Below are 24,613 nucleotides of genomic sequence, written 5' to 3'. Positions count from 1 at the left end.
CATCGCGGGCGGTTGACAGTCACTCGGCCCGGGGCAAATGTGCCGGACCGTTTCCGGAGGACCGATGAGAGCCGTATTCGTTCAGTTGCAGTGCCAGCCCGGCAAGACCTACGAGGTTGCCGACACGTTGTTTGAGCGCGAAATCGTGTCCGAGCTCTATTCGACCAGCGGCGACTACGACCTCTTGATGAAAATCTATGTCGATGAAGAGAGCCAGGACATCGGCAAGTTCATCAACGACAACATCGCCAATGTGCCGGGCATCGTGCGCTCGCTGACGACGCTGACCTTCAAGGCGTTTTAGGAGCCGTTGCGCGCATCCTGCGCAAGACGCTCTACGGTGACGCGCAACTGCCTCAGCGAGCCTCCGGCGAAGAGGTTCCACAGATACAATATTCAGATCGTCATAGCCGTGGCGGAGATGATTTCCGATATCGGCAACCCTTCGCCAAGGGATTTCAGGAGCAGTCGCCTTCATCGAAGCGGGCACATGACGCGAGGCTTCGCTGATAATCTCGACAAATCTCTCATAGGCAGCGCGCAGAACGCGATCCGACCTGATATCTTCTAAGGTCTTGCCGCGGAGCATCGTCTCGATTTGCTCGACCGACTCCAGGATATGGTCAAGCCGATCGGACGAACGAAAGTCCATCAAAAAACTTCGACGATGTCGGAAGCAATGCGGGAGTAAAACTCTTCCCGCAATCCGTCGCGCGGCCTTGCATGAGCAACCAGGCCCGTATTGTCGCTGACGATGTGTTCGACGCCGATGAGGTTAAGAATCGACGGCTGCAGCGTTGGCGCAAACTCGACCAGCAGATCTACGTCGCTGTCCGCCCTGTTGTCGCGGCGGGCACGGGAGCCGTACAAATACAGATGCGCAACGCCCTCGTCCGCGAACTGCGGGTGCAAGGCTTGTAGACGTTCGATCAGTTGGCCTTTTTGCATGGGCGAAGAATAGCCCAGATGCGAAGCGACGCCAATCCTCAGCACTGCCCCGGCCATTCACCCCACGAAGGCGCGTTCGACCACGAAATCACCGGGCGTGGAGACGGAACCCTCTTCAAGGCCGGCCTTTTCCACCAGCGCCTTCACATCACGCAGCATATCCATCGAGCCGCAGATCATGGCGCGGTCGGTTTCGCGGTTGAGCGGCTCGACGCCGAGCCCGGCAAATAACGAACCATCCTCGACGCGCGTCGTGATGCGACCCATCAGCGGGTAGTCCTCGCGGGTGGTCGCCGCGACGTAGCGCAGCCGGCCTTCGGTCAGCTCGCCGATCAGCGGGTCGCTGACGATATCGCGCACGAGATTGTCGCCATATTGCAGGTCGGCGACATCGCGGCAGGTGTTGGTGAGAATGATCTCGTCGAACTTTTCGTAGGTCTCGGGGTCGCGGATCAGGCTGGCGAAAGGCGCGATGCCGGTGCCGGTGGCGAACATGTAGACGCGCTTCGCAGGCGTCAGCGCATCGACGATCAGCGTGCCCGTCGGCTTCTGCCGCATCAGGATGGTGTCGCCCGGCTGGATCTTCTGCAGATGCTGGGTCAGCGGACCGTCCGGTACCTTGATGGAATAGAATTCGATCTCGTCATCCCAGGCCGGGCTGGCGATCGAATAGGCGCGGTAGATCGGCTTTTCTGCATTCGGCAGGCCGATCATCACGAACTCGCCCGAGCGGAAGCGGAAGCTCTGCGGCCGCGTGATGCGGAAAGAGAACAGACGGTCCGTATAGTGCTCGACCGACACCACTTTCTCGGCGAACACACCGGAGGGAATGGGGAACTCGAGCGGCTTGGCGTTTTCCAGATTGCCGGGTGCAACCGTATTCATGTCATCTGCCCTGAAATTGTGAAGTTTCGGCAAGATCATAACACGATCTTGCCGCGCGGCTGGCGGTTGCGCTGCGGCGCGGCTTGTCAGTGAAATTTATTAGTATACAAATGAATATTGCGTCAAGGTGAGCGCCTAGAGCAGCGTTCCAATTTCGGCAATCGATCGGGACGGATATTCCGGATTTCGGACATGGACGAGAATACTGCGCCCATCGAGAATTATGTGGTTGCCGGCATCGATGTGGGCGGCACATTCACCGACCTGATCCTCGTCGACAGCCGGGCCGGCAGCGTCAGGATCGCCAAGACGCCGACCACGGTCGAAAATCAGGCAAGTGGCGTCATCGCCGCGCTTGAGGACGCCGGCATTCCCGCAGCCGAGATCGACCTCATCGTGCATGGCACCACGACCACCACCAATGCGGTGCTGGAGCGGCGGCTGGCGAAAACCGGCATGATCACCACGGCGGGCTTCCGCGACGTGATCGAGCTTGGCCGGCGTACCCGTCCCCAGCCCTACGGCATGACGGGCACATTCACACCGCTTATCCCGCGCAATCTGCGGCTCGAGGTCGACGAGCGCCTGGACGCGCAGGGCCGCGTTCTCACCCCGCTCGATGAAGGCGCTATGCGTGCCGCTGTGCGCACTCTGCTCGACGCCGGCTGCGAGACCCTGGTCATCCACTTCCTGCACGCCTACGCCAACCCGGCACACGAATTGCGGGCCGCCGAAATCGCCGCTGAAATCTGGCCGAACGGACACATCACCACCGGGCACTCGCTATTGTCGGAAGCACGCGAGTTCGAGCGCGGCGTGACGGCCTCGGTGAATGCCGCCGTGCAGCCGATCCTGAAGCGCTATGTCGAGCGGCTGCGCGCCGAGCTTGGCGGCCGGGGCTATGCCCGCGACTTCCTGATGATGAACGGCAATGGCGGCATGATTTCCTCTGCGCTGGTCAGCCGCGAAGCCGCAAAGACCGTGATGTCGGGGCCGGCGTCGGGGGTGATGGCCGCCGCGCACACCGGCAAGCGGGCAGGTCAGCTCGACCTGATCACCTACGACATGGGCGGCACCTCCACCGACGTCGCGCTGATACGTGGCGCGAAACCCGCTGTCTCCAACGAGACGGAAATCGAATATGCGATGCCGATCCACGTGCCGCTGGTCGATGTCCACACCGTGGGCGCTGGCGGCGGCTCGATCGCGCGCATAGACGAAGGTGGGCTGATCCGCGTCGGGCCTGAGAGCGCCGGGGCGATGCCCGGTCCGATCTGCTATGGCCGGGGCGGCAGCGAGCCGACCATAACCGACGCCAATCTGGTGCTCGGGCGGCTTTCGCCACGCAAGCTGCTCAGCGTCGACAATCCGGTTTCGAAAGATGCCGTAGAGGCCGTCTTTGCCGAAAGCATCGGCAGACATATCGGCATGGACGGCACGGAAGCCGCCGGCGCGGTGTTGAAAATCGCCAATCTCAAAATGGCCGGCGCGGTGCGCATGGTGTCGTTGGCGCGCGGCCTCGACCCACGCGACTTCGCGCTCTTTGCCTTCGGCGGCGCCGGACCGTTGCACGCGACGGCGCTTGCCCGCGAACTCGGCATTCCGAAAGTGCTGGTGCCGGCGCGGCCGGGCATCACCAACGCGCTTGGCTGCGTCGTCGCAGATCTGCGGCACGATTTCGTACGCACGCTCAACCGGCCGCTGCGCGCACTCGATCCGGCGGCGATCAAGGCCGTTCTCGAGGAGCAGAAGACCGAAGGAATCTCGCTCATCGAGAGCGAGGCCGTGAAGCCGAAAACCGTCCGCGCCGTGCACTCCGCCGACATGCAGTTCATCGGCCAGACGCATATCATCAACGTTCCGCTGCCCTCGGCCGACGTCACGATCGACGAGCTACAGGCGCTTTTCGAGGAGGCCTATTTCGCCCGTTTTCGGGTCTCGCTGCCGGAGATCCGCGCCAACCTCGTCAATCTCAATACGTCGGTGATCGGCGAGCGCGAGGCAATCGATCTCACGCTGCTGATCGACGCAGCGGGGCGGGCGGCGACGCTGGACGACGCGCTCAACGAGCGCCGTCAGGTCTGGTTCGGCGGCACCTGGTACGACACACCGGTCTATGCGCGCGAGAAGCTGCCGCTGGATGCGGTCGTCGAGGGTCCGGCGATCCTCGAACAGCGCGACGCCACCACGGTTCTTGAACCCGGCGACCGCGCGACAAGCGATGCCGACGGCAATCTGATTGTGGAGGTTTCACCCTCCCCCTTGTGGGGAGGGTCGCGACACGAAGTGAAGCAGGGTGGGGGTGGAGACCAATCTGCCCAGACCCAGAAGACCCCCACCCCGACGCTACGCGCCGACCCTCCCCACAAGGTGGAGGGTGACCTCGACGCCATCACGCTTTCTGTCATCGAAGCCGGGCTGCAGCAGGTTTGCGACGAGATGGACCTCGCCTTCAGCCGCGCCGCCTTCTCGCCGGTGATCGCGGAAGCCAATGACCGCTCGGACGGCATCTATTCGGCCGAGGACGGGTCGCTGATCGCGCAGGGGCTGGGCGGGCTGCCGGTCTTTGTCGGCGTCATGCAATATTCGACCAGAACCCTGATCGAGATGATCGCCGACGGCCGCTGCCTGAAACCCGAGCCCGGCGATATCTACATCGTCAACGATCCCTATCTCGGCGGCACGCATCTCATGGATGTACGCTTCGCCATGCCGGTTTGGCGCGACGGCAAGATCTGGTGCTGGCTTTCCAACACCGGCCATTGGCCGGATATCGGCGGCTCGGTGCCGGGCGGGTTTTCCGCCTCCGCAACCGCCGTCGAACAGGAGGGTCTGCGGCTGCCGCCCGTTAAGCTCTTCAAACGCGGCGAACTCGACCCCGAAATCTACGCCATCATCACATCCAATATCCGGGTGGCCGACCAGCGCATCGGCGACATCAAGGCCCAGGCGGCCGCGCTTCACGTCGGCGCCGAACGGCTTGCGGCGCTGCTCGACCGTTATGGCGACACAACGGTGACGGACGCTGTCGCCGAACTTCGGCAGCGTGCCGCCGCCCGCATGCGCGCCTCGATCGCCGAGATCGAGGACGGCACCTATGAGGGCGAGGCCTTCGTCGATTCCGACGGGGTGGTAAACGAGCCGCTGAAGATCGCACTCGCGGTCGAAAAGAAGGGCGAGGCGCTGACCTTCGATTTCGCGGGTTCGAGCCCACCCTGCACCGGGCCCATGAACTCGGTGCTCGCGACGACGCTCTCTTCCGTCTATCTGGCGATGCGCCACATCTTCCCTGACGTGCCGCTGTCGGCGGGCGCATTCGAGCCGCTGATAGTCAAAGACCCCGAGGGCACCTTCCTGCACGCCAAATATCCGCGCCCCGTTTCCGGCTGCGCCGCGGAGGTTTCGCAGCGCATCGCAGAAGCGGTATTTTCGGCCATGGTGAAAGCGGTGCCGGACAAGGTGACCGCAGCACCCGCCGGCTCCAGCGGCAATTTCGGTCTCGGTGGGCACGACCCCGAACGCGGGCGCGACTTCGTGCTCTACCAGATCTCGGGCGGTGGTTATGGCGGCAATTCCGACCATGACGGGCTATCCAACGGCTGCTCGACCATCGGCATTTCGAAATCGCCGCCGGTCGAGATCATGGAGCAGAACTACCCGGTGCTTTACCGGCGCTACGCACTGCGCGAGGGCTCAGGCGGAGCCGGCAAGCAGCGAGGCGGGTTCGGGCTTTCCTATGAGGTAGAGCTTCTGCGCGGCAATGCGCGCGCGTCTTTCGTTATGGACCACGGCCGCTTCGGGCCGCAGGGCGCGCTTGGCGGTCTCGACGGCGGGCCGAACACGGTCAAGGTCTGGCGCGGCGGCGAGGCGCATATTCCTGAGCATCTGTCGAAAGAACAGGACATCACCATGCAGGCCGGCGACCGCGTCGAGGTCGGCACGCCGGGCGGCGGCGGTTACGGCGATCCGCTGACGCGCGATGCGAACCTCGTGGCGCGCGACGTAGCGCTCGGCTACTATTCGCAAGAGGAGGCGGCGCGGCTTTTCGGCGTGGTGCTCGATGAGGCGGGTTCCGTGGATCGGGCGGCGACCGCGAGACGGCGCGCCTGACAGGGTGGCAACGGGTAGAGCGATGAAACGCGGACTGTTCTGGCTGCTCACAGTCGTCACGCTCGCGATTTACGGCACGATGGTCGCCTGGAGCCTTCCCTACATCTCGGTCGAAGCGGGCGGGCTTGCACCGTTCGACATGCGCCCCACCGGCTATTCGTTCGAGGAGGCGCGTGCCTTCCTCGCCGCTCTCAGCGCCGAGGGCAACGCGTTCTACCGCACGGTGCAGCACAAGCTCGACCTGCTGTTTCCGGGCATGATGGCTGCGGTGCTTTATTTCGCTTTTGCCTCGCTGCTGCCGCGCGGGCTCGGTATCTGGCGCCATGTGATCGCCGCCAGCATGATCCTTACCGCGGTATTCGATTATGCGGAAAACAGCGCCGTTGCCGCGATGCTTGCAGCCGGCGCCGACGGGCTGACACGCGAAATGGCCGAGACCGCCAACATGTGGTCAACGACAAAGGCGACGGTCTCGACCGTCGCCTATAGTCTGCTGATCATTCTTCTGATCTGGAAGGGCGTCGCGCTGTGGCGGCGCCGCTCCCGGGCATAGGGCTTACCAGCCGAACTGTAGCGTAGCGCAGGTGCCGCCATTGCCGTTCTGCTGAACATGGCCGTTGGTGTTCTGGCCGAACTGGAACAGGCCGCAGGCATTGCCGATGCCGTTCTGCTCGAGCGTGCCGGTGTGGCCGTTGCCTTCCTGATGCACGACACCGAGATTGCCCGAACCGTTCTGTGCCAGGCCGGCAGCGTTGCCGGAACCGTTCTGCTTGATGCCGCCGTTCTTGATGCCATTGAACAGGGCGTACATGCCGAGGCCCATGCGCATGGCCTTTTCTTGGTCGGCATCTGCCGGGGTCAGGTTGATCGAAATCTGCCCGGCCAGGGCCGGTGCGGCGGTGAGCGAAGCGGTGCCGATCATTGCGGCGGCGAGTGCTGCGGTAAGGGTCTTGCGGGTCATTGTCTCTCTCCTCTGAGTTTTGCTGCGGCTTTGTCTGTCGTGCCGATGAGCGCACTTTTGCAGCCGTCCGCTGAACCCTGCCGGAACCCCCCATTCAGAAAGTGTTCATTGAAAGAGAGCACCGCGCCAAAGAGAAAGGGCCCCGGAAATCCGAGGCCCCTCCAATGTTGCCTGAAGACCACCGGTCAGATCGAACCGCCGATACGCTCGCTGCATTTCAGCGTTTCGCCGCCTGCCTCGACTTCGAGGCTTGCGTCATAAGAAGCGCCGTAGCCGCCGACCATGACACGGCCGAGCGTGACTTCCTCGCCGGCCTGGGCGGAGAAGCCGCCGCCTTGGCGGATATTGGTGTTTCCACCGCCGCCGACACTGGTGATGAGGAGCTTGTAGCTGCCGCTCACGGCAGCATCGGCGACGAACACGCCGTCGAGTGAAATCATGGAGCCCTGCTGGGTGGTCCTGATTTCGCAGCCGGTTGCTTTTTCCTCGCCGCTCGTCGCGGCATAAGCGGCACCGGCGATCGCGACGCCGATCATGGCGGGCGCCACACGGCTGATGAATTTGGATTTGGCAAACATGACATCGGTCTCCTTGCTGGGCGTAGCGACCGGCCGAGAAGGTTTTCGCCCCCTCGACCGGTCAAACCACATGGATGGTCTGTTGCGTTCAGTCTTACGGGCAGGCCTGGACGAACGCCGCGACGTTGCCGCTGCCGTTCTGGGAGACGCTGGCATCGCAGCCGTTGCCGACCTGTACGCCTGCTGCGATGTTGCCGTTGCCGTCCTGCGTCAGCACCGAAGTGTGGTTTGCACCGAACTGGCCGACGCCAGCTGCGTTGCCGTTACCGGCCTGCCAGGTGTCGGAAGAGTTGTTGAAGCCGTGCTGGCCGGTCGCGGCGGTGTTGCCGTTGCCATACTGCTTGCTGATCGTCGTGTTCCAGACGCCGTCCTGATAGACGCCGATGGTGTTGCCGAAGCCAGCCTGTTCACCGCCGGCGCCGTTGCCGAAGCCGTACTGTTCGATGAAAACGCTGTTGGCCATTGCCGGGGCGGAAACGCCCATGATGGCGGTGACGATTGCGGATGCGATGATGAGCTTGCGGGTCATATTCTCTCTCCTCTGAAGGTTCCTGCGGGTTGTCCGCGTTGACGGGGAAAGAGGTAGAATCGATGCGCGGAACGGTCGCTGAACCGGTCGTTCAGAATTCATTCACCCGACAAAAGTGCTGCCGGATCAATGCTTTAAGTGTCCAAATTTTTCTGCTCGTAGCTATCCGATACGTGCGAGCAGCCTCAGCAGGGTAGCTGTTTCGCGCTGTGTCAGCGGCTTCGCGGTCTCCGCGGTGATGCGCCCTGCATCCTCCAGCAGCGCCTCGACCAGTGAGGCACCTTCTGCGGACAGGCCAACCACCACCCGGCGGCGGTCGAACTCATGTTCCGACAGTTGCACAAGCTTGCGGGCGCGCAGCCGGTCGATGACACCCTTCACGGTCGCGGCGTCCATCGCGACGAGCTGGCCGAGCTGGTTCTGCGATGTCTCGCCGATCTCCCACAGCCGTGCCAGCACGGCGAATTGCGGCGGCGTCAGATCGGGTATGTGGCGGGCAAAGATCGCCAGGTGGCGCTGGTTTGCCTTGCGCAGTAGAAAGCCGATCTGCTCGTCGAGGCGATAGGGCTCGCCTTCCGCCGGTTTCCCTTTTGTCGCCGGGCCGCTCACCGCAGCCCGTCCTCGCCCTTCACCTGCCAGGCCTCAAGGCCGCCCATGCGCGAGTGGATGCGCGGGCCGCAGGCCATGGCGAGACAGAAGAGTATTTCATCAGGGCGCGGGCCGTCCGGCGCGGTGACGGTGATCGCATCGAAATGCGATCGCACATAGGCGGCATTGGTGTGGCCGAGCGGCACGTCGAGGGACGAGCCGAACGCGCCGACCTTCATCGCCGACGGAACGATTGCTTTCGAGGCGCCGAGCTTTTCGCGCATCGCGTAACCGCCCGGCACGTGCCACAGCGCGCCGTGCTCGATTTCGCCGGCAGCGCCGACAATTGCGCCCTTGCCGTAACCATCGATCGCCGTCGCGTCACCGCCCAGAGCCGCAATCAGCCGTTCGGTCAGCAGCGCACCGAGCGGCTTCAGGTCGTCCATCGCCGGCTGCAGGTCGGGTTCATGGCGGCCGACGAAAGGGTTGCCGACAAGCGCCATGGCAGCCGCGCGGCGGCGCGGCTCGGCGGCCGCAGGCCCGCCATCGTGCGAAATCTCCTCGGACAGGACCGCGATCTTGCGGATCGGAAATTCAGGCATGTTCCCCCACCAGTTGCCGTTGCTCTTCCGAGCAGATCAGTTTTTCACCATTGAGCGCCAGCGCGGCGGCATGAATCAAGCCGCGCCGCCGGAAATCCTCTGCGACGGCCCGGCCATTCGCCAGCGCCTCGCGCGTTTCGGCCTCCGTCAATCCGCTCACTGCGACAGTAACCGCGCGCTCGCCAAGATCGGTGTCGGGCTGCAATTCGCAGGCCGGGCGGCGGCGGATCGCCGGATGGCCCGGCAGGTCGACGGCATTGGCAATCAGCGTTGCCGCGACGTCGGCATCGGCTGCGGAACGCGCCAGCACCGTCACCGCATCGGCGATCCCGAACGAGAATGACCGCCCGCGCCAGCCGGAGGTGGCGACGCCGCGAACCGGCGAGGCGGCATCGATGACAATCCGGTCGCCGAACCCGCTGGAGGCGCTCGCAATACCGAGCCGCATTTCCGCACCGGGCGTCAGAAAGATCGCGCTGTCGCCGCCATTGTTCACATAGGCGCGTTCAAGTGTGCGGTCGGCGACAAGTGCGGCAAGAACCTCGTCGGCAACACCGCCGGCCACCGCAGCCATCGGTGTCACGAAGCCATGCGAATGCGGCGCCACCGCCTGCGCCATGCGTTGCGCCACCGGCCCACGGAACTTGAAATCCGCGCCAAGCTCGCTGCGCAAAACTGGCAGTTCCGCAACCAGCTCTTCCAGGACGGTCGCAAACCGGTCGGCAGCCTGACGGTAGGCACGTTCGCACTCGTCCGGCTGCCCGAACGCCTGAACGATCAGGTCGATCGGCCCGTGGTTCATGTGCAGCCGCCGGCCGTCCGGCAGCATGGCGATCTGCGGCCCGTTCATTTGCCGTTGGTCCGCTGTGATGGGATGCGCGGCGCGGCCTGACCTTTGCCGGCAGCAGCCAGCCGCCTGTCGTTGTAATACTCGCCGCCCTTTTCCAGCACGTCGGGCACGGAGCGGATCGCGCCTTCGTAACCGCCAAGCGCAATGTAATCATCGCGGCGCAGCGTGAACTCGATTGGCGCGACCAACGCGGGCGTCGGGACATAACCGAATGCGTTGTCGGGCAGGCGCGAGACGTCCACCATCAGCGTGATGCCGCCGCCCGGCCAGACATAGACCGGCGCGCCGCCGCAAGTGACATAGGTCTGCAGCCCATGCACGGAACGCGTGAGGTTGACCGGGTTCTCCGTCACCCCGGCGCGCAGCGAGCCGCCGGCACCGCCCATGAAAAGCACGGTGCAAAGTGCGGGCTCGCAATTGTCCTCGATCAGATCGACCGATTTCTGCAGCTTTTCGGGGAACGGACGCGCCACCGGCCTCAGCTCGTCATCCAGCTCGTAATAGGCGAACTGCTCGCCCGTGGTCGAAACCATGAGCATGGAGAGGCCCGGCCGCGCACCCTTTTTCGGGTTCCATTCGCCGAGGATTTCCAGCGGGTCGGTCAGCGTGGTGCCGCCCCATCCGAGGCCGGGCTCGGCGACCTTGAAATAGCGGCCGGGCGTGGAGCGGCGGCCGTTGATCCTGATGCCGGTGTCTTCCCAGCCAAGCACCTTGCCGGCCTGATGTTCCGACACCACGCCCGTGATGTGGTCGTCGACCACCACAACTTCGTCGACCAGCCCGCGCCACTGCGTGGCGAACATGCCGATGGTGGCCGAGCCGCAGCCGACGCGCATGCGGCTTTCGACAGCGCCATCGATGACCGGTGCGGCACCCGCCTGCACGATAACCGTGGAGCCGCCGTCGATGGTGAGTTCCACCGCTTCCTTGTTGCACAGAGCCAGCAGCGTCTCGCATGTGATGCGGCCCTCGGCCTTGGATCCGCCGGTCAGATGCCGCACGCCGCCGAGCGACAGCATTTGCGACCCGTATTCGGCGGTGGTGACATGGCCTACCGGCTCGCCCTTGGCACGCACCGTAGCCGTCTCAGGTCCCAGATGGCGGTCGGTGTCGATTTTCACCTTGGCGCCGCAATAGGAGAAGATGCCCTCGGTGACGACAGTCACCAGATCGACGCCCTCGACCTCCTGACTGACGATGAACGGAGCCGGCTTGTAGTCGGGATAGGTGGTGCCGGCGCCGATCGCGGTCACTGTGCGAGGTGCGGTGCTGACCGGGTTGCCGTCCCAGCTTTCCTCAGCACCCTCCATAAACGGCACGACCTCGCCGCCGCTTTCCTCGACATGTTCGAGGATCACCAGCGGGTCGGAGCGTACGATCCTGCCGCCGAAATTGCCGTAGCGGTCGCAGGCGCCGGTGCGGCCTTCGGCGATGTAACACATCACCGGGCAGGCATCGCAGCGCAGCTTCTCGCCCTGCGCCTTGGCGCCCGGGTCATGCGTCTCGAAGCGTTCGGAGAGCTCGCTCATGCCGCGCCTCCCTGTGCCCAGATCGCCGCCAGCACCCGCGACGGCGTCGCCGGCACCTTGGTCACCAGCGCGCCGGTAGCGTCGCGAATGGCGTTGAGGATTGCCGGCGCGGTCGGGATCAACACGTGCTCGCCCAGCCCCTTGGCGCCGAACGGCCCCTCGGGGTCCGGCACCTCGACGAGTATCGTCTCGATCTCAGGCACATCGCCGATTGTCGGGATCAGATAGTCATGCAGGTTTTCGGTGCGGCCCGGCACATATTCCTCCATCAGCGCCATGCCGATGCCCTGCGCGATACCACCCTCGACCTGCCCGACCGCCAGCGCAGGGTTGATGGCGCGCCCGACATCATGGGCTGCCGTAATCTTGATGAGTTCGACGGTGCCAAGCTTGGTATCCACCGCCAGCTCCACGATCTGCGCGCCCCAGCCATAAACCGCATAGGGTTTGCCCTGGCCGTTCTCGTCGAGCGGCACGGTCGGCGGGTCGTAACTTTCGTCGGCACGGAAGACGAAACCGTCGGCGTCGGCAGGCAACGAACCAAGTTCGATCGTGCGGCTGGCAGCGCCGTCTCGGATCACCAGCACACCGCCTTCGAGCGCGATCTCGGCATCGCCCGAGACATTGGCGAAACGCAGGATCGTCTCGCGCAGCGCGCGGCCGGACTTTTCTGCCGCCTTGCCCGAAATATAGGTCTGGCGCGAGCCGGAGGTCTTGCCGGCGTCAGGCGTGATCGCGGTGTCCGCGCCGACCAGCGTGAAGGCCGACAGGGGCATGCCGAGCGCCTCCGCGCAGATTTGCGGGATCACCGTGTTCGAGCCCTGGCCGATATCGACCGCACCCTGATGCAGCACGAGCCGGCCGTCTGAAGTGATGCCGAGCTTCATGGTGGAGGGGTTTGGAATGCCGGTATTGCCGCAGCCATACCAGCAGGACGCAACCCCGACCCCGCGCCTTATGTGCCCCGGCTGGGCATTGTGCGCCTCGGCCTCCGCGCAGGCGCGCTGCCAGTGCGGTTGAAGCGCCTCGAGGCATTCGACGATGCCGATGCCACTCTCCATGACATGACCGCAGACTGTTGCTTCGCCGTTGCGCAACGCGTTCTTCAGCCGGAAGGCCAGCCGGTCGATGCCCAGCTTGCCTGCCAGTTCGTCGTAAAGCGTTTCCTGCATGATCGCGGCTTGCGGAACACCGAAACCGCGAAACGCGCCCGAAACCGGGCCGTTGGTGTGGATGCCCCGGCCCACTGAGCGATAGTTCGGCGTGAAATAAGGTCCCGAGGCGTGCACCGGCACGCGGGTCGCGACCGTCGGGCCCCAGCTGGCATATGCGCCGGTGTTGAAATCCCCGTCGAACACCATGCCTGTGATGCGGCCGTCCTTGTCCGCGCCAATTGTCGCTTCCATCTCGGCAGGATGCCGCTTGGTGGTCGACATCATGGATTCGGAGCGCGTGTAGGCAAGCGCAACCGGCCTGGCGGTTTTCAGTGCCGCCAGGCCAATCAGCGGTTGCAGCGAAAGGTCGAGCTTGGAGCCGAAACCGCCGCCTGTGGCGGTCGGCAATATGCGCACTTTTTCGGGCGGCAGGCCGAGCACGCGCGCGGTGTCGTCGCGGTCCATCACCGGCGCCTGCGTGCACGCCTGGATGACGAGCGTGTCGCCATCCATCCAGGCCGCGCCGGCCTCCGGTTCGATATAGGCATGTTCCACATAGGATGTTTCGATGCGGCCGGTCGCCGTGACGTGCGAGGCTGCCAGTGCCGCATCCGCATCGCCGCGCCGCACCTTGCCTTCGGCCATCACATTGCCGGGGCGCGAGGCATGAAGCGGCGGCGCGGATTTGGCTTCAGCAACCGTCAACGCATGATCCCGCACCTGCCAGCTAACCGGAAACTCCGCCGGGTCGAGACCGGCGATGGCATCCTTCTCGCCGACGACAACAGCCATCGCTTCGCCGCGGAAGCGGGCGAAACCCTCGGCCAGGGCCGGCTGGTCGGCAAAGGGCGGTATGACGCCGAAGCTGTTAATGCCGGGGATATCGGCCGCGGTGAAAACCGCGACGAGGCCTGGGTTGGCGGCGACATAGGGGCCCAGATCACTGAAGGTGAAATCCGCATGCCAGTGCGGTGAGCGGATCACCAGAGCCGCAAGTGCGTCGGACGGGAAGGCATCGGCACCAAAGGCATCCGTGCCCAGCACCTTGGGCAAGCCATCGAGGCGCGGGATGGGTTTGCCGACGGCCTCGCCTGCGGCGATACCCTCCCCAGCAACGGGGGAGGCGGAATGTGTATCCATCACAGCCGCAACAATCTTGCGATAGCCGGTGCAGCGGCAAAGCACGCCGCCCAGCGCGTCCTTGACCGACGCTTCGTCGGGGCGCGGATTTTCTTCCAGCAGCCGCGCCGCCGCCACCAGAAAGCCGGGTGTGCAGATGCCGCATTGCGCCGCTCCATGGCGCATGAAGGAGGACTGAAGGGCCGACAGCGTGTCGCCGGCGAGCCCTTCGACCGTGCGCACTGCGCAACCTTCGGCACTTGCCACAGGCACAAGGCAGGCGCAGGCAAGTTCGCCGTCGATCGCCACCGTGCAGGCGCCGCAATCGCCGGCGTCGCAGCCGACCTTGGTGCCTTTGAGGCCGAGCTGGTCACGCAACACGGCCGAAAGGCGCGCTGTCGGCGGAGCCTCAACGGCCACCGGCTTGTCGTTGACCATGAAGGTCAGCGGGGCTTTTTCGAGCATCATGCCGCCTGCTCCCCCTCATCGTTTGCGCCGATAGCAGCAAGCAATGCGCGTCCGACGATCTCGCGCGCCGCTGCGTGGCGGTAACCGGAAGTCCCGCGCACGTCGTCGATCGGCGTGAGCCCGGCGAAATGCGCATCGTCAAACAGGTCGAGCAGGCTCGCGTCGGCGGGTCGGCCGACAAGCGCGGCCTCCAGTGCTGGCATCCGCCGCGCCACCGGCGAACAAGCGCCGACCGCGATCCGGGCTGAGGCAATCATGCCGTCGGCGCCAATCTCGACATTGGCCGCGGCCATTGCGATCGAGATGACGAGATATCGGCGCGCACCGAGTTTTACGAAAGCGGACCGCCCGGAAACAGCATGTCTCGGGACGTGGATCGCCGTCACCAGCTCATCCGGCCGGCGTGCCGTTTCGCGGTTTCCGAGCACGAAATCGGCAAGCGGCAGCCGGCGCGTTGTCTTCGCCGAGCGAAGCTCCACTTCGGCATCCAGCGCCAGCAGCGGCGGCACGCCATCGGCAGCCGGAGAGGCGTTGCAGAGATTGCCGGCAACCGTGGCGCGGTTCTGGATCTGCACGGAGCCGACCTCACGCGCGGCGGCCTTGAGCGCGTTGAATGCCGGCGGCAGGCTGGCGCGCACAACACGCGTCCAGCTGGCGCGGGCGCCAAACGTCACGCCGTCCCCGGTCGCGGAAATGCGGTCGAGCTCGTCGAGACCGTTGATGTCGAGCACATCGCGCTTCAGCGGCAGCGCGCCCAGCGCAGGATAGAAGTCGGTGCCGCCGGCCAGAATCCACCAGTCGCCGTCGGCCAAAAGGCCCAGCGCTTCGTCAACCGTTCGCGGCTTTGCGTAGCGGACCAAGGTTTCCCACTCCGGCTTCTGGACGGCCGAATTTCATTCGTATGCAAATGATATCAGCGGGGCGGCTCTTGTCAAAGCCAAGAATTCCGGCTTCGCTGCCGCAAAACGAATCCGAACGAGGTGACCCGTGTCCAAAGAAGCGCTGATCGTGATCGATGTGCAGAATGATTTTTGCCCCGGCGGCGCGCTTGCCGTCGAAAATGGCGACCAGGTGGTGCCGGTCATCAACGGGCTCATCAAGCGCTTTGATCATGTCGTGCTGACACAGGACTGGCACCCCGCCGGCCATTCGAGCTTTGCTTCGCAGCATGCCGGGCACGACCCCTTCACCACCATCGAAATGCCTTATGGCGAACAGACGCTATGGCCCGATCACTGCGTGCAGGGGTCGGACGGGGCGGCGTTTCACGCCGGGCTTGACTGGACCAAAGCCGAGTTGGTGGTGCGCAAGGGTTTTCGCAAGGCGATCGACAGCTATTCAGCCTTTTTCGAGAACGACCATACGACACCCACCGGCCTCGGCGGCTATCTCAAGGAGCGCGGCATATCGAAAGTGACGATGGCCGGACTGGCGACGGATTTCTGCGTCGGCTTTTCGGCGCTCGACGCGGTGAAACTCGGTCTCTCGGTCACGGTGGTGATGGAAGGCTGCCGGGCGATCGACCTCGGCGGGTCACTTGCCGCGATGACGGAGAAGATGCGCGCTGCGGGTGTGAACCTCGTGTGACACGTCATGCTCGGGCTTGTCCCGAGCATCTGCACCGGTAACAGATCCTCGGCACAGGGCCGAGGATGACGGCGTGACACCTGTCTAAGCCACCGCCCTTGCGAGCGCGCATTGCGACCAGAGATTGGACAGCGCGTTGACCAGCTTGTCGATGTCGGCGTCGCTGTGCAGCGGGGTCGGCGTGATCCTGAGACGCTCTGTCTTGCGCGGCACGGTCGGATAGTTGATCGGCTGCACATAGATGCCGTGCTCGGCCAACAGTATGTCGGAGATCCATTTGCACTTGGTGGCGTCGCCCACCATCACCGGAACGATGTGGCTGGGGTTCGGCATGTAGGGAATGCCGATCGCATCGAGCCTTGCGCGCACCGCCGCAACCCGCTCCTTGTGGCGCAGGCGCTCCATGTCGGAGGTCTTCAGGTGTTTGATCGAAGCGATCGCACCGGCAGCCACCGCCGGCGGCAGCGCGGTGGTGAAGATGAAGCCCGAGGCATAAGAGCGAATGAAGTCGATCAGCTTCGATGAGCCGGTGATGTAGCCGCCGATCACGCCGAAGGCCTTGCCCAGCGTGCCCTCGATGATGGTGATGCGGTCCATCAGCCCGTCGCGCTCGGCAATACCGCCGCCGCGCGGGCCATACATGCCGACCGCATGAACCTCGTCCAGATAGGTCATCGCGCCATGCTTCTCGGCAATCTCGAGAATGGCCTCGATCGGCGCGATGTCGCCATCCATGGAATAGACGCTCTCGAAGGCCACGATCTTGGGCACGTCGGGCCCGTATTCCGACAGTTGCCGGTCGAGATCGGCAACGTCATTGTGCTTGAATATGCGGCGCTCGGCCTTCGAATGGCGGATGCCCTCGATCATGGAGGCATGGTTGCCGGCATCGGAGAAGATCACGCAGCCGGGGATATTGGCGCCCAGCGTCGAAAGCGTCGCCCAGTTGGACACATAGCCGGAGGTGAAGATCAGCGCCGCTTCCTTGCTGTGCAGGTCTGCAAGTTCACGCTCCAGAAGCACGTGATAGTGGTTGGTTCCGGAGATGTTGCGCGTGCCGCCGGCACCGGCGCCGCATTTGTCCAGCGCCTCATGCATGGCGCCGATCACCTTCGGGTTCTGGCCCATGCCGAGATAGTCGTTCGAGCACCAGACGGTAACTTCGTCGGTATTGGCGCCTGAATAGCGGGTCGCGGACGGGAAAGACCCGGCGCGCCGCTCAAGCTCTGCAAAGATCCGGTAGCGACCTTCCGCGTGAAGATCATCCAGCTTCGTGGCAAAAAAGGCTTCGAAGTCCATAACGCTCTCGTTTGCGCCTGCTTGGCGTCGCTGTTGGTTCCATATCGGCAAATAACGCCGCCCGTGCAAGGCGAAACGCCCTTCGCGGGTGCGTCGGATTGCCCCTCGCCAGGCGCAGCCCGAGCCGCGCCGGAACCTAGCGGTGTTTTTCACCGCTCGGCTTGACCTTTGTCAAATCAACGAAAGGCGAACAGCTTTTCGTGCCGGGCGACGCTCAGGTGGCGACGCCGCCCCAGATGGCCTCGGCCGTCCTGACAACGAGGTCGAGCTTGCGCTTTTCGTCGTCGATGGTGACCTTGTTGCCTTCCTCGGTGGAGGCAAAACCACACTGCGGCGCAATGCCGAGCTGGGCTATGTCGGCATGTTTCGACGCCTCGTCGAATTTGCGCTTCAGGTCGTCCAGCTCTTCAAGGTCGCCAGTCTTGGTGGTGATGAACCCGGTCATCACCCGCTTTTTGCCCTTTGGCAGCAGGCGCAGCGGCTCGAGGCCGCCGGCCCGTTCGGTATCGTATTCCATGAAATAGATATCGACGCCGGTCTGGTTGAAAATCGCGTCGGCGGCGGGATCGTAGGCGCCTTCGGCGGCATATGTGGACACGAAATTGCCGCGGCACATATGCATGCCGATTGTCATGTCCTCGGGGCGGTCCTTGATCGCCCCATGCATCATCCAGGCGTAGCGTTCGATCAGCCAGTCCGGGTCCTGCCCGTCCGCCTTGCGCGCCGCGCGGTGTTTCGGGTCGCATAGATAGGCGAAGAAGATGTCGTCCATCTGCAGATACCGGCAGCCGGCGTCGTAAAAGGCCTTCACCGCTTTGGCGTAGGTTTTGGCGAGATCGGCGAACAGCGCCTCGGGATCGTCGCGGTATTCCTTGACGTGAATATCCTCGATCGCCGTGCGGAAATGGCTGCAGCTTGGTCCGGGGATCGAGATCTTCGGCATCACCTCGGTCACGCCGGCAAGGAATTTGTAGTGCTCGAGCATCGGATGATCGTCCGGAAAGTCGAGCTTGTCCGTAATCGTGGGGAAAATCGGCCGCAGCTTGACGCCGTGAAACTGCACGCCCTCGTCGCGCTCCTCAAGGTCGAGCCCCGTCAGCCCGCCCATGAAGTCGTAGTGCCAGAAGGAGCGGCGCATCTCTCCGTCGGTGACGACGGGAAGGCCGGCATCCTGCTGCAGCTTCACGACCTCGCGGATTGCGGCGTCTTCTATCCCCGCCAGTTCCTCGGCGTCGATGCTTTTGTCTTCATAGAATTTCTTGCGCGCCTGTTTGACCGGGTCCGGCCTCAGCAGGCTCCCGACATGGTCTGCGCGAAATGGCGGTCTGACTGGAGCCTGTGCCGTCACGCGAATTCCTCCCGACTTCAGTTTCGCCCGCCGCCTAAGGCGTTGATGCGGGCATTATCTTGACAAGAGCTTGTATACAATCTGTAGTGCCGAAGTCCATGCGCTTGCCGTCACGGCGGGCATTGGCGGGAGGCAGAATGGCATTGCCGAATGAAACGCAGCGGGGCACGTCGCAGTCCCTCAAAGCGTTGCTTGGCCTGCGCGATCTGGTCTATTCCGGCGAGGTTGCGCCGGGTGAGCGGCTGACGGAAATCAGCGTCAGCGAAAGGCTTGGCCTTTCGCGAACCCCTGTAAGAGCGGCGCTTGCGCGGCTCGGGCGGGAAGGCATCCTAGAAGCCATTCCCTCCGGCGGCTATGCCGTGCGCACATTTACCGCTGCCGACGTTCATGACGCGATCGAACTGCGCGGCGTCCTGGAAGGCACTGCCGCACGGCTTGCCGCGGAGCGTGGCGTCTCGTGTTCTGACATAGATGCGTTCAAGGCGATTGTAAGAAGATTGGATACAATCGTTGGCACGACACCTGCCGAGCTCGACTTTTCCGCCTATGTGAGCGCGAACGCGCAGTTCCACGACATGCTGGCCGTACTCTCAGGCAGCAAGGTGCTCCAGCGTGAAATCGAACATGTGCTGCACCTGCCATTTGCCGGCCCGAGTGCATTTTTGAACGCCCAGACCGACATGCCGGAGTTTCGAACCTCGCTGATCAGCGGGCAGGCGCAGCACAGGGCGATCGCCCATGCCATAGAGATGCGCGAAGGCGCCCGCGCGGAGGCTGTGGCGCGCGAGCATGCGCGGCTTGCAAGGCTCAATCTGGACGTCGTTATCAGAGACTCCGCCCTGGCCGAGCGTGTGCCCGGCCTTCGGCTGGTCTCGGGTTAGCGGGGCCGCCGGTGGTCGCGACAGCGCAATGGCGGCTCGCCTGTGTAACCAGGGCTCAGACGGTTGTTGGCAGGTTGCGCATGATCGATTTCGTCGTCGATGGCGGCTTCCATGACGTTGGCATGTGCCTGCGGGCGGAAATCGCAACCGCGGTCAGCCCTTTTCTGCGCAGCCGGACTTTCGAGTGCCTGCCGGCGCCGCGAAGCCAGTTTCGAATTACGGTTGAAGACGATGACGGCGAGGATCGGCGGTTCCTCTGGGCGCTTGTGGAGGGGGCTGCGCTGCACGTTTCGCTGTATGCGACGGGCCGACGTTCGCTCGGGCCGAAACTGCGTGGCAACACACGCAGTTTGCATTTCCCGCTCCTCGCCGCCGAGGGCGCCATCCTTCTCGGCGCGGGCAAGGCGCAAGCGCCGAAATCCGCTGTTCAGGAAAACAGTTCTACGATATAACAGTTACATAAAAACCCAGGGAGGAACCCATGATCAAACTCAGATCGATGCTGATTGCTTCTGCGGCGCTGTGCGCCATGACCGCTACTGCGCTGGCGCAGGAAGTGACGTTGCGTTTCCACCAGATGCTGCCGCCGCAGGCGACGATTCCGGCCAAGGCGATCGTGCCGTGGGCCGAAAAGGTCGAGGCCGAGTCCGGCGGGCGTATCAAGGTCGACAAGTTCGATGCCATGGCGCTGGGCGGAACCCCGCCGCAGCTGATCGACCAGGTGACCGACGGTGTCGTCGATCTCATCTGGACCGTGATCGGTTATACGCCCGGCCGCTTCCCTTCGACGGAAGTGTTTGAGCTGCCCTTCATCATGACCAATGGCGTGGCGACGTCGAGAGCTTTCCACGAATATTGCGAGATGCACTGCCAGGACGAGTTCGCCGATGTGAAAGTCATCGCCTGGCATGCGCACGGCCCGGGTCTCATTCATTCCTCCAAGGCCGTCAACACTCTGGAGGACATGAAAGGGCTCAAGGTTCGTGGCGGGTCGCGGCTGGTAAACCAGCTGCTCGAGAAACTCGGTTCGGAACCCGTCGGCATGCCGGTTCCGGCGGTGCCTGAAGCGCTGTCGAAAGGCGTGATCGACGCCACGACGATCCCGTGGGAAGTGACGCCGGCGCTCAAGGTGGCCGAACTGGTCAACAACCACACCGGCTTCTCGGGCGACAACGGCCTTTACACGCTGACCTTCGTAGTGGCGATGAACAAGGCCTCCTACGACAAGCTGCCCGACGATCTGAAGAAGGTGATCGACGACAATTCCGGCATTGAGACGGCGGCTATGTTTGGCGCGGTCATGGATGGTGGCGACGAAGTCGGGCTCAAGATCGCCCAGGATCACGGCAACAACATCATCACGCTGGATGAGGCCGAAACGCAGCGCTGGAAAGACGCCGCATCCGACATCACCGCGAGCTGGATCGCCGAAATGGACGCCGCGGGCAAGGATGGCGCGGCTCTCTACGAGGAAGCCAAGACACTGATCGGCAAGCACAGCGGCATGTAGGCTTCGGCCAGAGTATCAGGAAAGCCGGCCCGCGCATTTCGCGGCCGGCTTTTTTTCGTTCCCACTCTCTTGTTTCTTTTTGCTGGACCGGTCCCGTGCCTGGCGGCAGCATGTGCGGCATGTCGGAGATCGCACAACTGGCGGCAACGGTTTTTCGCAAGGCGGCAGGACGCGACCGGTTTCTGGTCGCAATTGCAGGCGCGCCGGGTTCAGGCAAATCGACGCTCGCGGAGCAGTTGACCGAACTTCTCAAGGAAGCGCCGGCTGCCCTCGTTCCGATGGACGGTTTTCACTATGACAACCGGGTGATCGACGAACGCGGGCTTGGCAAACGCAAAGGTGCGCCCGAGACATTCGACTTCGAGGGGCTGCAGGCGATGCTGGGGCGTTTGCGCACCGGCGGCGCGGACATCGCAGTACCGGTGTTCGACCGCGCAGCCGACCTGGCACGCGCGAGCGCTTCGATCGTTGCCGCGCAAGACCGGATCGTGATTGTGGAAGGCAACTACTTGCTTCTCGATGAGGCGCCGTGGCGTGGCCTGAAGGACGCGTTCGACCTGACCATTTTTCTGGACGTACCGCGAGGCGTGCTGGCGCATCGGCTCGTGCAGCGCTGGCTGGATCACGGACTGCCCGAAGCGCAGGCCCGCGAACGGGCGTTCTCCAACGACATGACCAATGCCGAGCGCGTGATTGCCGCAAGGCTGGAGCCCGACATAATAATTCGTGGTGAGAGCTAGCCAGCGGCGGCGCGTCTTTCGGCAGCGCGGACCGGCAAGCCACCGAACTCGACCAGATAGCGGATGATCTCCTCGACCCCTTTGCCGCGCGATAGATCGGTGAAGGCAAAGGGCCGGCCGCTACGCGCCGTCCCGGCGTCGGCTGTCATCTGGTCGAGATCGACATTCACGTAAGGCGCAAGGTCGGCCTTGTTGATCACCAGAAAATCGGAGCGCGTGATGCCCGGCCCGCCTTTACGCGGAATGTCGCCACCCTGGCAGACCGAGATCACATAGAGCGTCAGATCGGCGAGGTCCGGCGAGAATGTCGCGGCCAGATTGTCGCCGCCGGATTCGATGAAGACGATGTCGAGATCGGGAAATTTGCGGTTGAGATCGGCAATCGCGGCAAGGTTTATCGAGGCGTCCTCGCGGATCGCGGTGTGCGGGCAGCCGCCGGTTTCAACACCGACGATACGTTCCTCCGGCAGGGCCTGCAGGCGGGCCAGCATCATCGCGTCCTCGCGCGTGTAGATGTCGTTGGTCACGACGGCGATGGAATAATCGCTCCCCAGCGCCTTGCAGAGCTTCTCGGTCAGCGTCGTCTTGCCGGAGCCGACCGGCCCACCGATACCGACACGAAGCGGGCCGTTGGATGAGGTCATGATGTCACTCCCGATGCTGTCAGAAAGGCAAATCCTGCTCCCAGCGCCAGACAAAGCGGCGAATAATAACGCACATCATAAAGCGCAAACGGCATTTCAGGGGTGATGCGCCGCCACGCCGGCAGGTATCCCAGCACACCGCGACCGATGAAGACGAATGAGGCGGCGGTGCCGGCCAGAAGCATCAACCCGGCGGGCAATACGTCGCCGCCGCTGCCGAGGAGAAGCGCCAGCATGGCAGCAGCGAACAGGATTGCCGAAACAGCTATCGCCTGCGGCCTGGAAGGCATCCCTTCGATGCCCTTGAAGCCGGCGATGGTACGCGCGCAGCTTTTTTCGTCGGTTCCGGGCCACACCCCGCCCGTCGCCCAATAGGCATGCAGCCCTGCAAGTGCGACCAGCACCGCGGCAACAATCAGCCCAACCGCCATCATGACCGGAACAGCCTTGTGTGCATCACTTCATGCCGCATGGCCGCAATCTCCGAGAGCAGAGTTGCGCTGCCAAGATCGTCCAGCGAAGCCTGCACGGCGCGGTGCGCGGTCGCCGCGATCTCGTTTTCAAGCTTTGCAACCACGCGTATCGCATCGCTCTGGCCGATGACGGAAAGCCTGATCGCGGCCTGTACAAGATTGGAGATCGCGGCTTGCAGCAGGCCGGCAATTGCCTCGTCAGCCGGAATATCGGCGTTTCCCGCCGCTGCGCCGAAGGCGACGGCATAAGCGCAGTTGTCGGGAAGGCCATCAATGCCCGCGCCGTTCCAGGTGTGCGCAGCCTCGAGAAAAGCGCGGCCCTGGCTCGTCGTTTCCAGATGGCGCTCCGCCGAGCCGGCAAGGGCTTCGGCGAGTTCAGCCAGCCGTGCAAGTTCGGCGGGTTTGCCTGCTGCCCGCAGCGCATGCGCTGAAAGCACCGCGTCGTTCCACAGCGAGCCGGCGATGAGCAGTCCCGACAGCCAGTCCTCAAGTTCGTCGCGGTTGCCGATCAGCCCGTCATTCACGGCGCTTTCCAGCCCGTGGCTGTAGCTGAAGCTGCCGACCGGAAAGGCAGGCGACAGCCACGCCAACAGCCGTAGCAAGGGCGGCGCCTCAGGCATGGTTATGTCCGTAATGCGGGTCGCCGGGCAGCCGGCCGAAACGGTCAGGCTCGCCGTGATGGCCGTGTCCGTGGTGATGACCGTGATCGTGTCCATGGCCCGAATAGGCGCCGCGCACAGGCCGAAACTGCTCCACCGTTTCCGCAACTTCGGCGCCGAGACCTTCAAGCATGTCGCGGATGACATGGTCGCGCAGGATCACGATCCGCTCCGCTTCGATCTGTGCCGCCAGATGGCGGTTGCCGATGTGCCAGCAGAGTTCTGCAAGATGCAGCTGCGACTGCGGCTTGATCGAATAGACTTCTTCCTCCGCCGCCCTGATCTCGACGCTGCGCCCATCTTCGAGCATCAGCCGGTCGCCATGGTCGAGCGCGGTCGGCTCCGTCAGATCGACAAGCACGCGCCCGCCTTCGGACAGGATCAGGACGCGGCGGCGCAGATGGCGCTCGTCATGTGCCAGCAATGCAAAATCGAAGGGTTTGTCGCTGCCCGCTTCAGCCGCGCGGACAAAACGTTCGGCACGCGGCAGGCTGGTGAAATCGTCCTTGATATCGAGTTTCATACCGCTTCCGCCTCGCGTTTCCTGGCCCGGGCAAGGGCGGGGCGCGAAAGCACGCGCTCGAAATAAGACCGCACCGTCTCGGAGCCGACCTCGAATTTGGCGCCGACCGCCCACTGGCCGCAATGGCCGATGATCACGTCGGCCGCCGTGAAGCGGTCGCCCATCGCATAGGGTTTGTCGCCAAGCCGCTTCTCGAGCGTCGCGATCTCGCGGTCGAACTCCATCTTCGTCCACGGCCCGACATCGACGCGAAGCTCTTCCGGCAGGATGAGACGATGCTTGAGCTTGTTCCACAGCGGCGGCTCGAGTTCGGCCTGTGCGAAAAAAAGCCAGGAGAGCATCAGGCCGCGCTCTTCCACCGAGCTGGGGCCGAGCCCCTTGTCGGCGTGTTTGTCGGCCAGATAAAAGCAGATTGCCGCTGAATCGGTCAGCACCAGATCGCCGTCCACCAGCGCCGGGATCTTGCCTGACGGGTTGTAGCGATACATCACGTCGGAATGCTGCTTGGCCTTGATGATCTCGTAGGGCTCGCCGAGTTCCTCCAGCATCCAGGTGACGCGCGTGAGGCGCGATCCGGGCGATCCGACGGCTTGATACATGAATTTCTCCCTGGCGTTCGAGCTCGGAA

Annotated in this window: 26 protein-coding genes and 2 pseudogenes; 9 read left to right on the top strand and 19 right to left on the bottom strand. The window is 63.8% G+C overall.

Translation table 11 applies throughout. The features are described 5' to 3' along the window. Positions 1-64 precede the first annotated feature (64 nt). Positions 65-304, top strand: coding sequence for an Lrp/AsnC ligand binding domain-containing protein (locus tag EP165_RS05215; RefSeq protein ID WP_127520428.1), 240 nt, complete (start codon positions 65-67; stop codon positions 302-304). Positions 305-403: 99 nt separating this feature from the next. On the opposite strand, the pseudogene EP165_RS20740 reads toward EP165_RS05215, so the two are convergent. The 3 genes and pseudogenes from EP165_RS20740 to EP165_RS05200 all read right to left on the bottom strand — a co-directional run. Next, positions 404-652 (bottom strand): annotated as a pseudogene (locus tag EP165_RS20740) (HepT-like ribonuclease domain-containing protein); the annotation flags it as partial. Next, a complete protein-coding gene (locus EP165_RS05205; protein ID WP_245440026.1) occupies positions 652-1,005 on the bottom strand; it encodes a nucleotidyltransferase family protein in 354 nt (117 codons plus the stop codon). The gene EP165_RS05205 and the pseudogene EP165_RS20740, both read right to left, overlap by 1 nt. After that, positions 1,006-1,833 (bottom strand): ferredoxin--NADP reductase, encoded by an 828-nt coding sequence (locus tag EP165_RS05200; RefSeq protein WP_127520427.1) that lies wholly within the window; start codon positions 1,831-1,833, stop codon positions 1,006-1,008. A 192-nt stretch (positions 1,834-2,025) separates the two neighbouring features. On the opposite strand from EP165_RS05200, the pseudogene EP165_RS05195 reads away from it, so the two are divergent. From EP165_RS05195 to EP165_RS05185, 3 genes and pseudogenes are all read left to right on the top strand, one after another. Further along, positions 2,026-4,083, top strand: a pseudogene (locus EP165_RS05195) (hydantoinase/oxoprolinase family protein); the annotation flags it as partial. Positions 4,084-4,203: 120 nt separating this feature from the next. Beyond that, positions 4,204-5,943 carry a hydantoinase B/oxoprolinase family protein gene (locus EP165_RS05190; protein WP_127520809.1) on the top strand — a complete coding sequence of 580 codons (1,740 nt, stop codon included), beginning with the start codon at positions 4,204-4,206 and terminating at the stop codon, positions 5,941-5,943. A 22-nt stretch (positions 5,944-5,965) separates the two neighbouring features. Continuing rightward, the gene (locus EP165_RS05185) at positions 5,966-6,496 is read left to right on the top strand and encodes a hypothetical protein (protein WP_127520426.1); all 531 of its coding nucleotides are present in this window, start codon (positions 5,966-5,968) and stop codon (positions 6,494-6,496) included. Positions 6,497-6,499: 3 nt separating this feature from the next. On the opposite strand, the gene EP165_RS05180 is transcribed toward EP165_RS05185, so the two are convergent. The 9 genes from EP165_RS05180 to EP165_RS05140 form a co-directional block, all read right to left on the bottom strand. Then, positions 6,500-6,904 carry a curlin gene (locus EP165_RS05180; RefSeq protein WP_127520425.1) on the bottom strand — a complete coding sequence of 135 codons (405 nt, stop codon included), beginning with the start codon at positions 6,902-6,904 and terminating at the stop codon, positions 6,500-6,502. 185 nt (positions 6,905-7,089) lie between these two features. Beyond that, on the bottom strand, positions 7,090-7,482 hold the full coding sequence (gene csgH / locus EP165_RS05175) for a curli-like amyloid fiber formation chaperone CsgH (protein WP_127520424.1): 393 nt from the start codon (positions 7,480-7,482) through the stop codon (positions 7,090-7,092). Positions 7,483-7,576: 94 nt separating this feature from the next. After that, a complete protein-coding gene (locus EP165_RS05170; protein ID WP_127520423.1) occupies positions 7,577-8,011 on the bottom strand; it encodes a curlin in 435 nt (144 codons plus the stop codon). Between the two features lie 162 nt (positions 8,012-8,173). Continuing rightward, positions 8,174-8,620, bottom strand: coding sequence for a MarR family winged helix-turn-helix transcriptional regulator (locus tag EP165_RS05165; RefSeq protein ID WP_245440018.1), 447 nt, complete (start codon positions 8,618-8,620; stop codon positions 8,174-8,176). Further along, on the bottom strand, positions 8,617-9,201 hold the full coding sequence (locus tag EP165_RS05160) for an amino acid synthesis family protein (RefSeq protein WP_127520421.1): 585 nt from the start codon (positions 9,199-9,201) through the stop codon (positions 8,617-8,619). Before EP165_RS05160 ends, EP165_RS05165 begins: the two co-directional genes overlap by 4 nt. Further along, positions 9,194-10,051, bottom strand: a complete 858-nt coding sequence (locus EP165_RS05155) for a UPF0280 family protein (protein WP_127520420.1) — start codon at positions 10,049-10,051, stop codon at positions 9,194-9,196. The genes EP165_RS05160 and EP165_RS05155 overlap by 8 nt, the downstream gene beginning before the upstream one ends. After that, positions 10,048-11,580, bottom strand: coding sequence for a 6-hydroxynicotinate reductase (locus EP165_RS05150; protein ID WP_127520419.1), 1,533 nt, complete (start codon positions 11,578-11,580; stop codon positions 10,048-10,050). Before EP165_RS05150 ends, EP165_RS05155 begins: the two co-directional genes overlap by 4 nt. Continuing rightward, complete coding sequence (locus EP165_RS05145; protein ID WP_127520418.1) at positions 11,577-14,321, bottom strand: molybdopterin-dependent oxidoreductase; 2,745 nt, start codon at positions 14,319-14,321, stop codon at positions 11,577-11,579. The genes EP165_RS05150 and EP165_RS05145 overlap by 4 nt, the downstream gene beginning before the upstream one ends. Beyond that, complete coding sequence (locus EP165_RS05140) at positions 14,318-15,181, bottom strand: FAD binding domain-containing protein (protein WP_127520417.1); 864 nt, start codon at positions 15,179-15,181, stop codon at positions 14,318-14,320. Before EP165_RS05140 ends, EP165_RS05145 begins: the two co-directional genes overlap by 4 nt. A 127-nt stretch (positions 15,182-15,308) precedes the next feature. Here EP165_RS05140 and pncA point away from each other — a divergent pair, with 127 nt between their 5' ends. Continuing rightward, on the top strand, positions 15,309-15,908 hold the full coding sequence (gene pncA / locus EP165_RS05135) for a bifunctional nicotinamidase/pyrazinamidase (RefSeq protein ID WP_127520416.1): 600 nt from the start codon (positions 15,309-15,311) through the stop codon (positions 15,906-15,908). 84 nt (positions 15,909-15,992) lie between these two features. Here the strand turns inward: pncA and hemA are convergent, their stop codons facing one another. Further along, a complete protein-coding gene (hemA, locus tag EP165_RS05130) occupies positions 15,993-17,207 on the bottom strand; it encodes a 5-aminolevulinate synthase (RefSeq protein WP_127520415.1) in 1,215 nt (404 codons plus the stop codon). Between the two features lie 214 nt (positions 17,208-17,421). Next, entirely contained in the window at positions 17,422-18,555 is a 1,134-nt protein-coding gene (locus EP165_RS05125; protein ID WP_127520414.1) for a 5-methyltetrahydropteroyltriglutamate--homocysteine S-methyltransferase, read from the bottom strand. A gap of 137 nt (positions 18,556-18,692) precedes the next feature. On the opposite strand from EP165_RS05125, the gene EP165_RS05120 reads away from it, so the two are divergent. The 4 genes from EP165_RS05120 to EP165_RS05105 all read left to right on the top strand — a co-directional run bounded on the left by EP165_RS05120 (position 18,693) and on the right by EP165_RS05105 (position 21,686). Beyond that, the gene (locus EP165_RS05120) at positions 18,693-19,436 is read left to right on the top strand and encodes a GntR family transcriptional regulator (RefSeq protein ID WP_127520413.1); all 744 of its coding nucleotides are present in this window, start codon (positions 18,693-18,695) and stop codon (positions 19,434-19,436) included. Positions 19,437-19,516: 80 nt separating this feature from the next. Beyond that, positions 19,517-19,888 (top strand): hypothetical protein, encoded by a 372-nt coding sequence (locus tag EP165_RS05115; RefSeq protein WP_127520412.1) that lies wholly within the window; start codon positions 19,517-19,519, stop codon positions 19,886-19,888. A gap of 29 nt (positions 19,889-19,917) precedes the next feature. Further along, positions 19,918-20,946 carry a TRAP transporter substrate-binding protein gene (locus EP165_RS05110; RefSeq protein ID WP_127520411.1) on the top strand — a complete coding sequence of 343 codons (1,029 nt, stop codon included), beginning with the start codon at positions 19,918-19,920 and terminating at the stop codon, positions 20,944-20,946. A gap of 119 nt (positions 20,947-21,065) precedes the next feature. Beyond that, entirely contained in the window at positions 21,066-21,686 is a 621-nt protein-coding gene (locus tag EP165_RS05105) for a nucleoside triphosphate hydrolase (protein WP_127520410.1), read from the top strand. Here EP165_RS05105 and ureG read toward each other — a convergent pair. The 5 genes from ureG to EP165_RS05080 are packed head-to-tail and all read right to left on the bottom strand — an operon-like array spanning position 21,683 to position 24,584. Further along, positions 21,683-22,330: an urease accessory protein UreG gene (gene ureG, locus EP165_RS05100; protein WP_127520409.1), complete on the bottom strand. Its 648-nt coding sequence runs from the start codon at positions 22,328-22,330 to the stop codon at positions 21,683-21,685. The two genes, EP165_RS05105 and ureG, sit on opposite strands and share 4 nt — an antisense overlap. After that, the gene (locus tag EP165_RS05095) at positions 22,327-22,764 is read right to left on the bottom strand and encodes a DUF3995 domain-containing protein (protein ID WP_127520408.1); all 438 of its coding nucleotides are present in this window, start codon (positions 22,762-22,764) and stop codon (positions 22,327-22,329) included. Before EP165_RS05095 ends, ureG begins: the two co-directional genes overlap by 4 nt. Continuing rightward, a complete protein-coding gene (locus EP165_RS05090) occupies positions 22,761-23,423 on the bottom strand; it encodes an urease accessory protein UreF (RefSeq protein WP_127520808.1) in 663 nt (220 codons plus the stop codon). Before EP165_RS05090 ends, EP165_RS05095 begins: the two co-directional genes overlap by 4 nt. Further along, complete coding sequence (locus EP165_RS05085) at positions 23,416-23,985, bottom strand: urease accessory protein UreE (protein ID WP_127520407.1); 570 nt, start codon at positions 23,983-23,985, stop codon at positions 23,416-23,418. Before EP165_RS05085 ends, EP165_RS05090 begins: the two co-directional genes overlap by 8 nt. Beyond that, positions 23,982-24,584, bottom strand: a complete 603-nt coding sequence (locus EP165_RS05080) for a glutathione S-transferase family protein (RefSeq protein ID WP_127520406.1) — start codon at positions 24,582-24,584, stop codon at positions 23,982-23,984. Before EP165_RS05080 ends, EP165_RS05085 begins: the two co-directional genes overlap by 4 nt. Positions 24,585-24,613: the final 29 nt, after the last annotated feature.

This window comes from Mesorhizobium sp. Z1-4, from assembly GCF_004000235.1.
In the GTDB taxonomy this organism is placed as follows: Bacteria; Pseudomonadota; Alphaproteobacteria; order Rhizobiales; family Rhizobiaceae; genus RCIO01.
The sequence above is the reverse complement of the archived record's forward strand: the minus strand, read 5'-3'. Positions and strand labels throughout refer to the sequence as shown.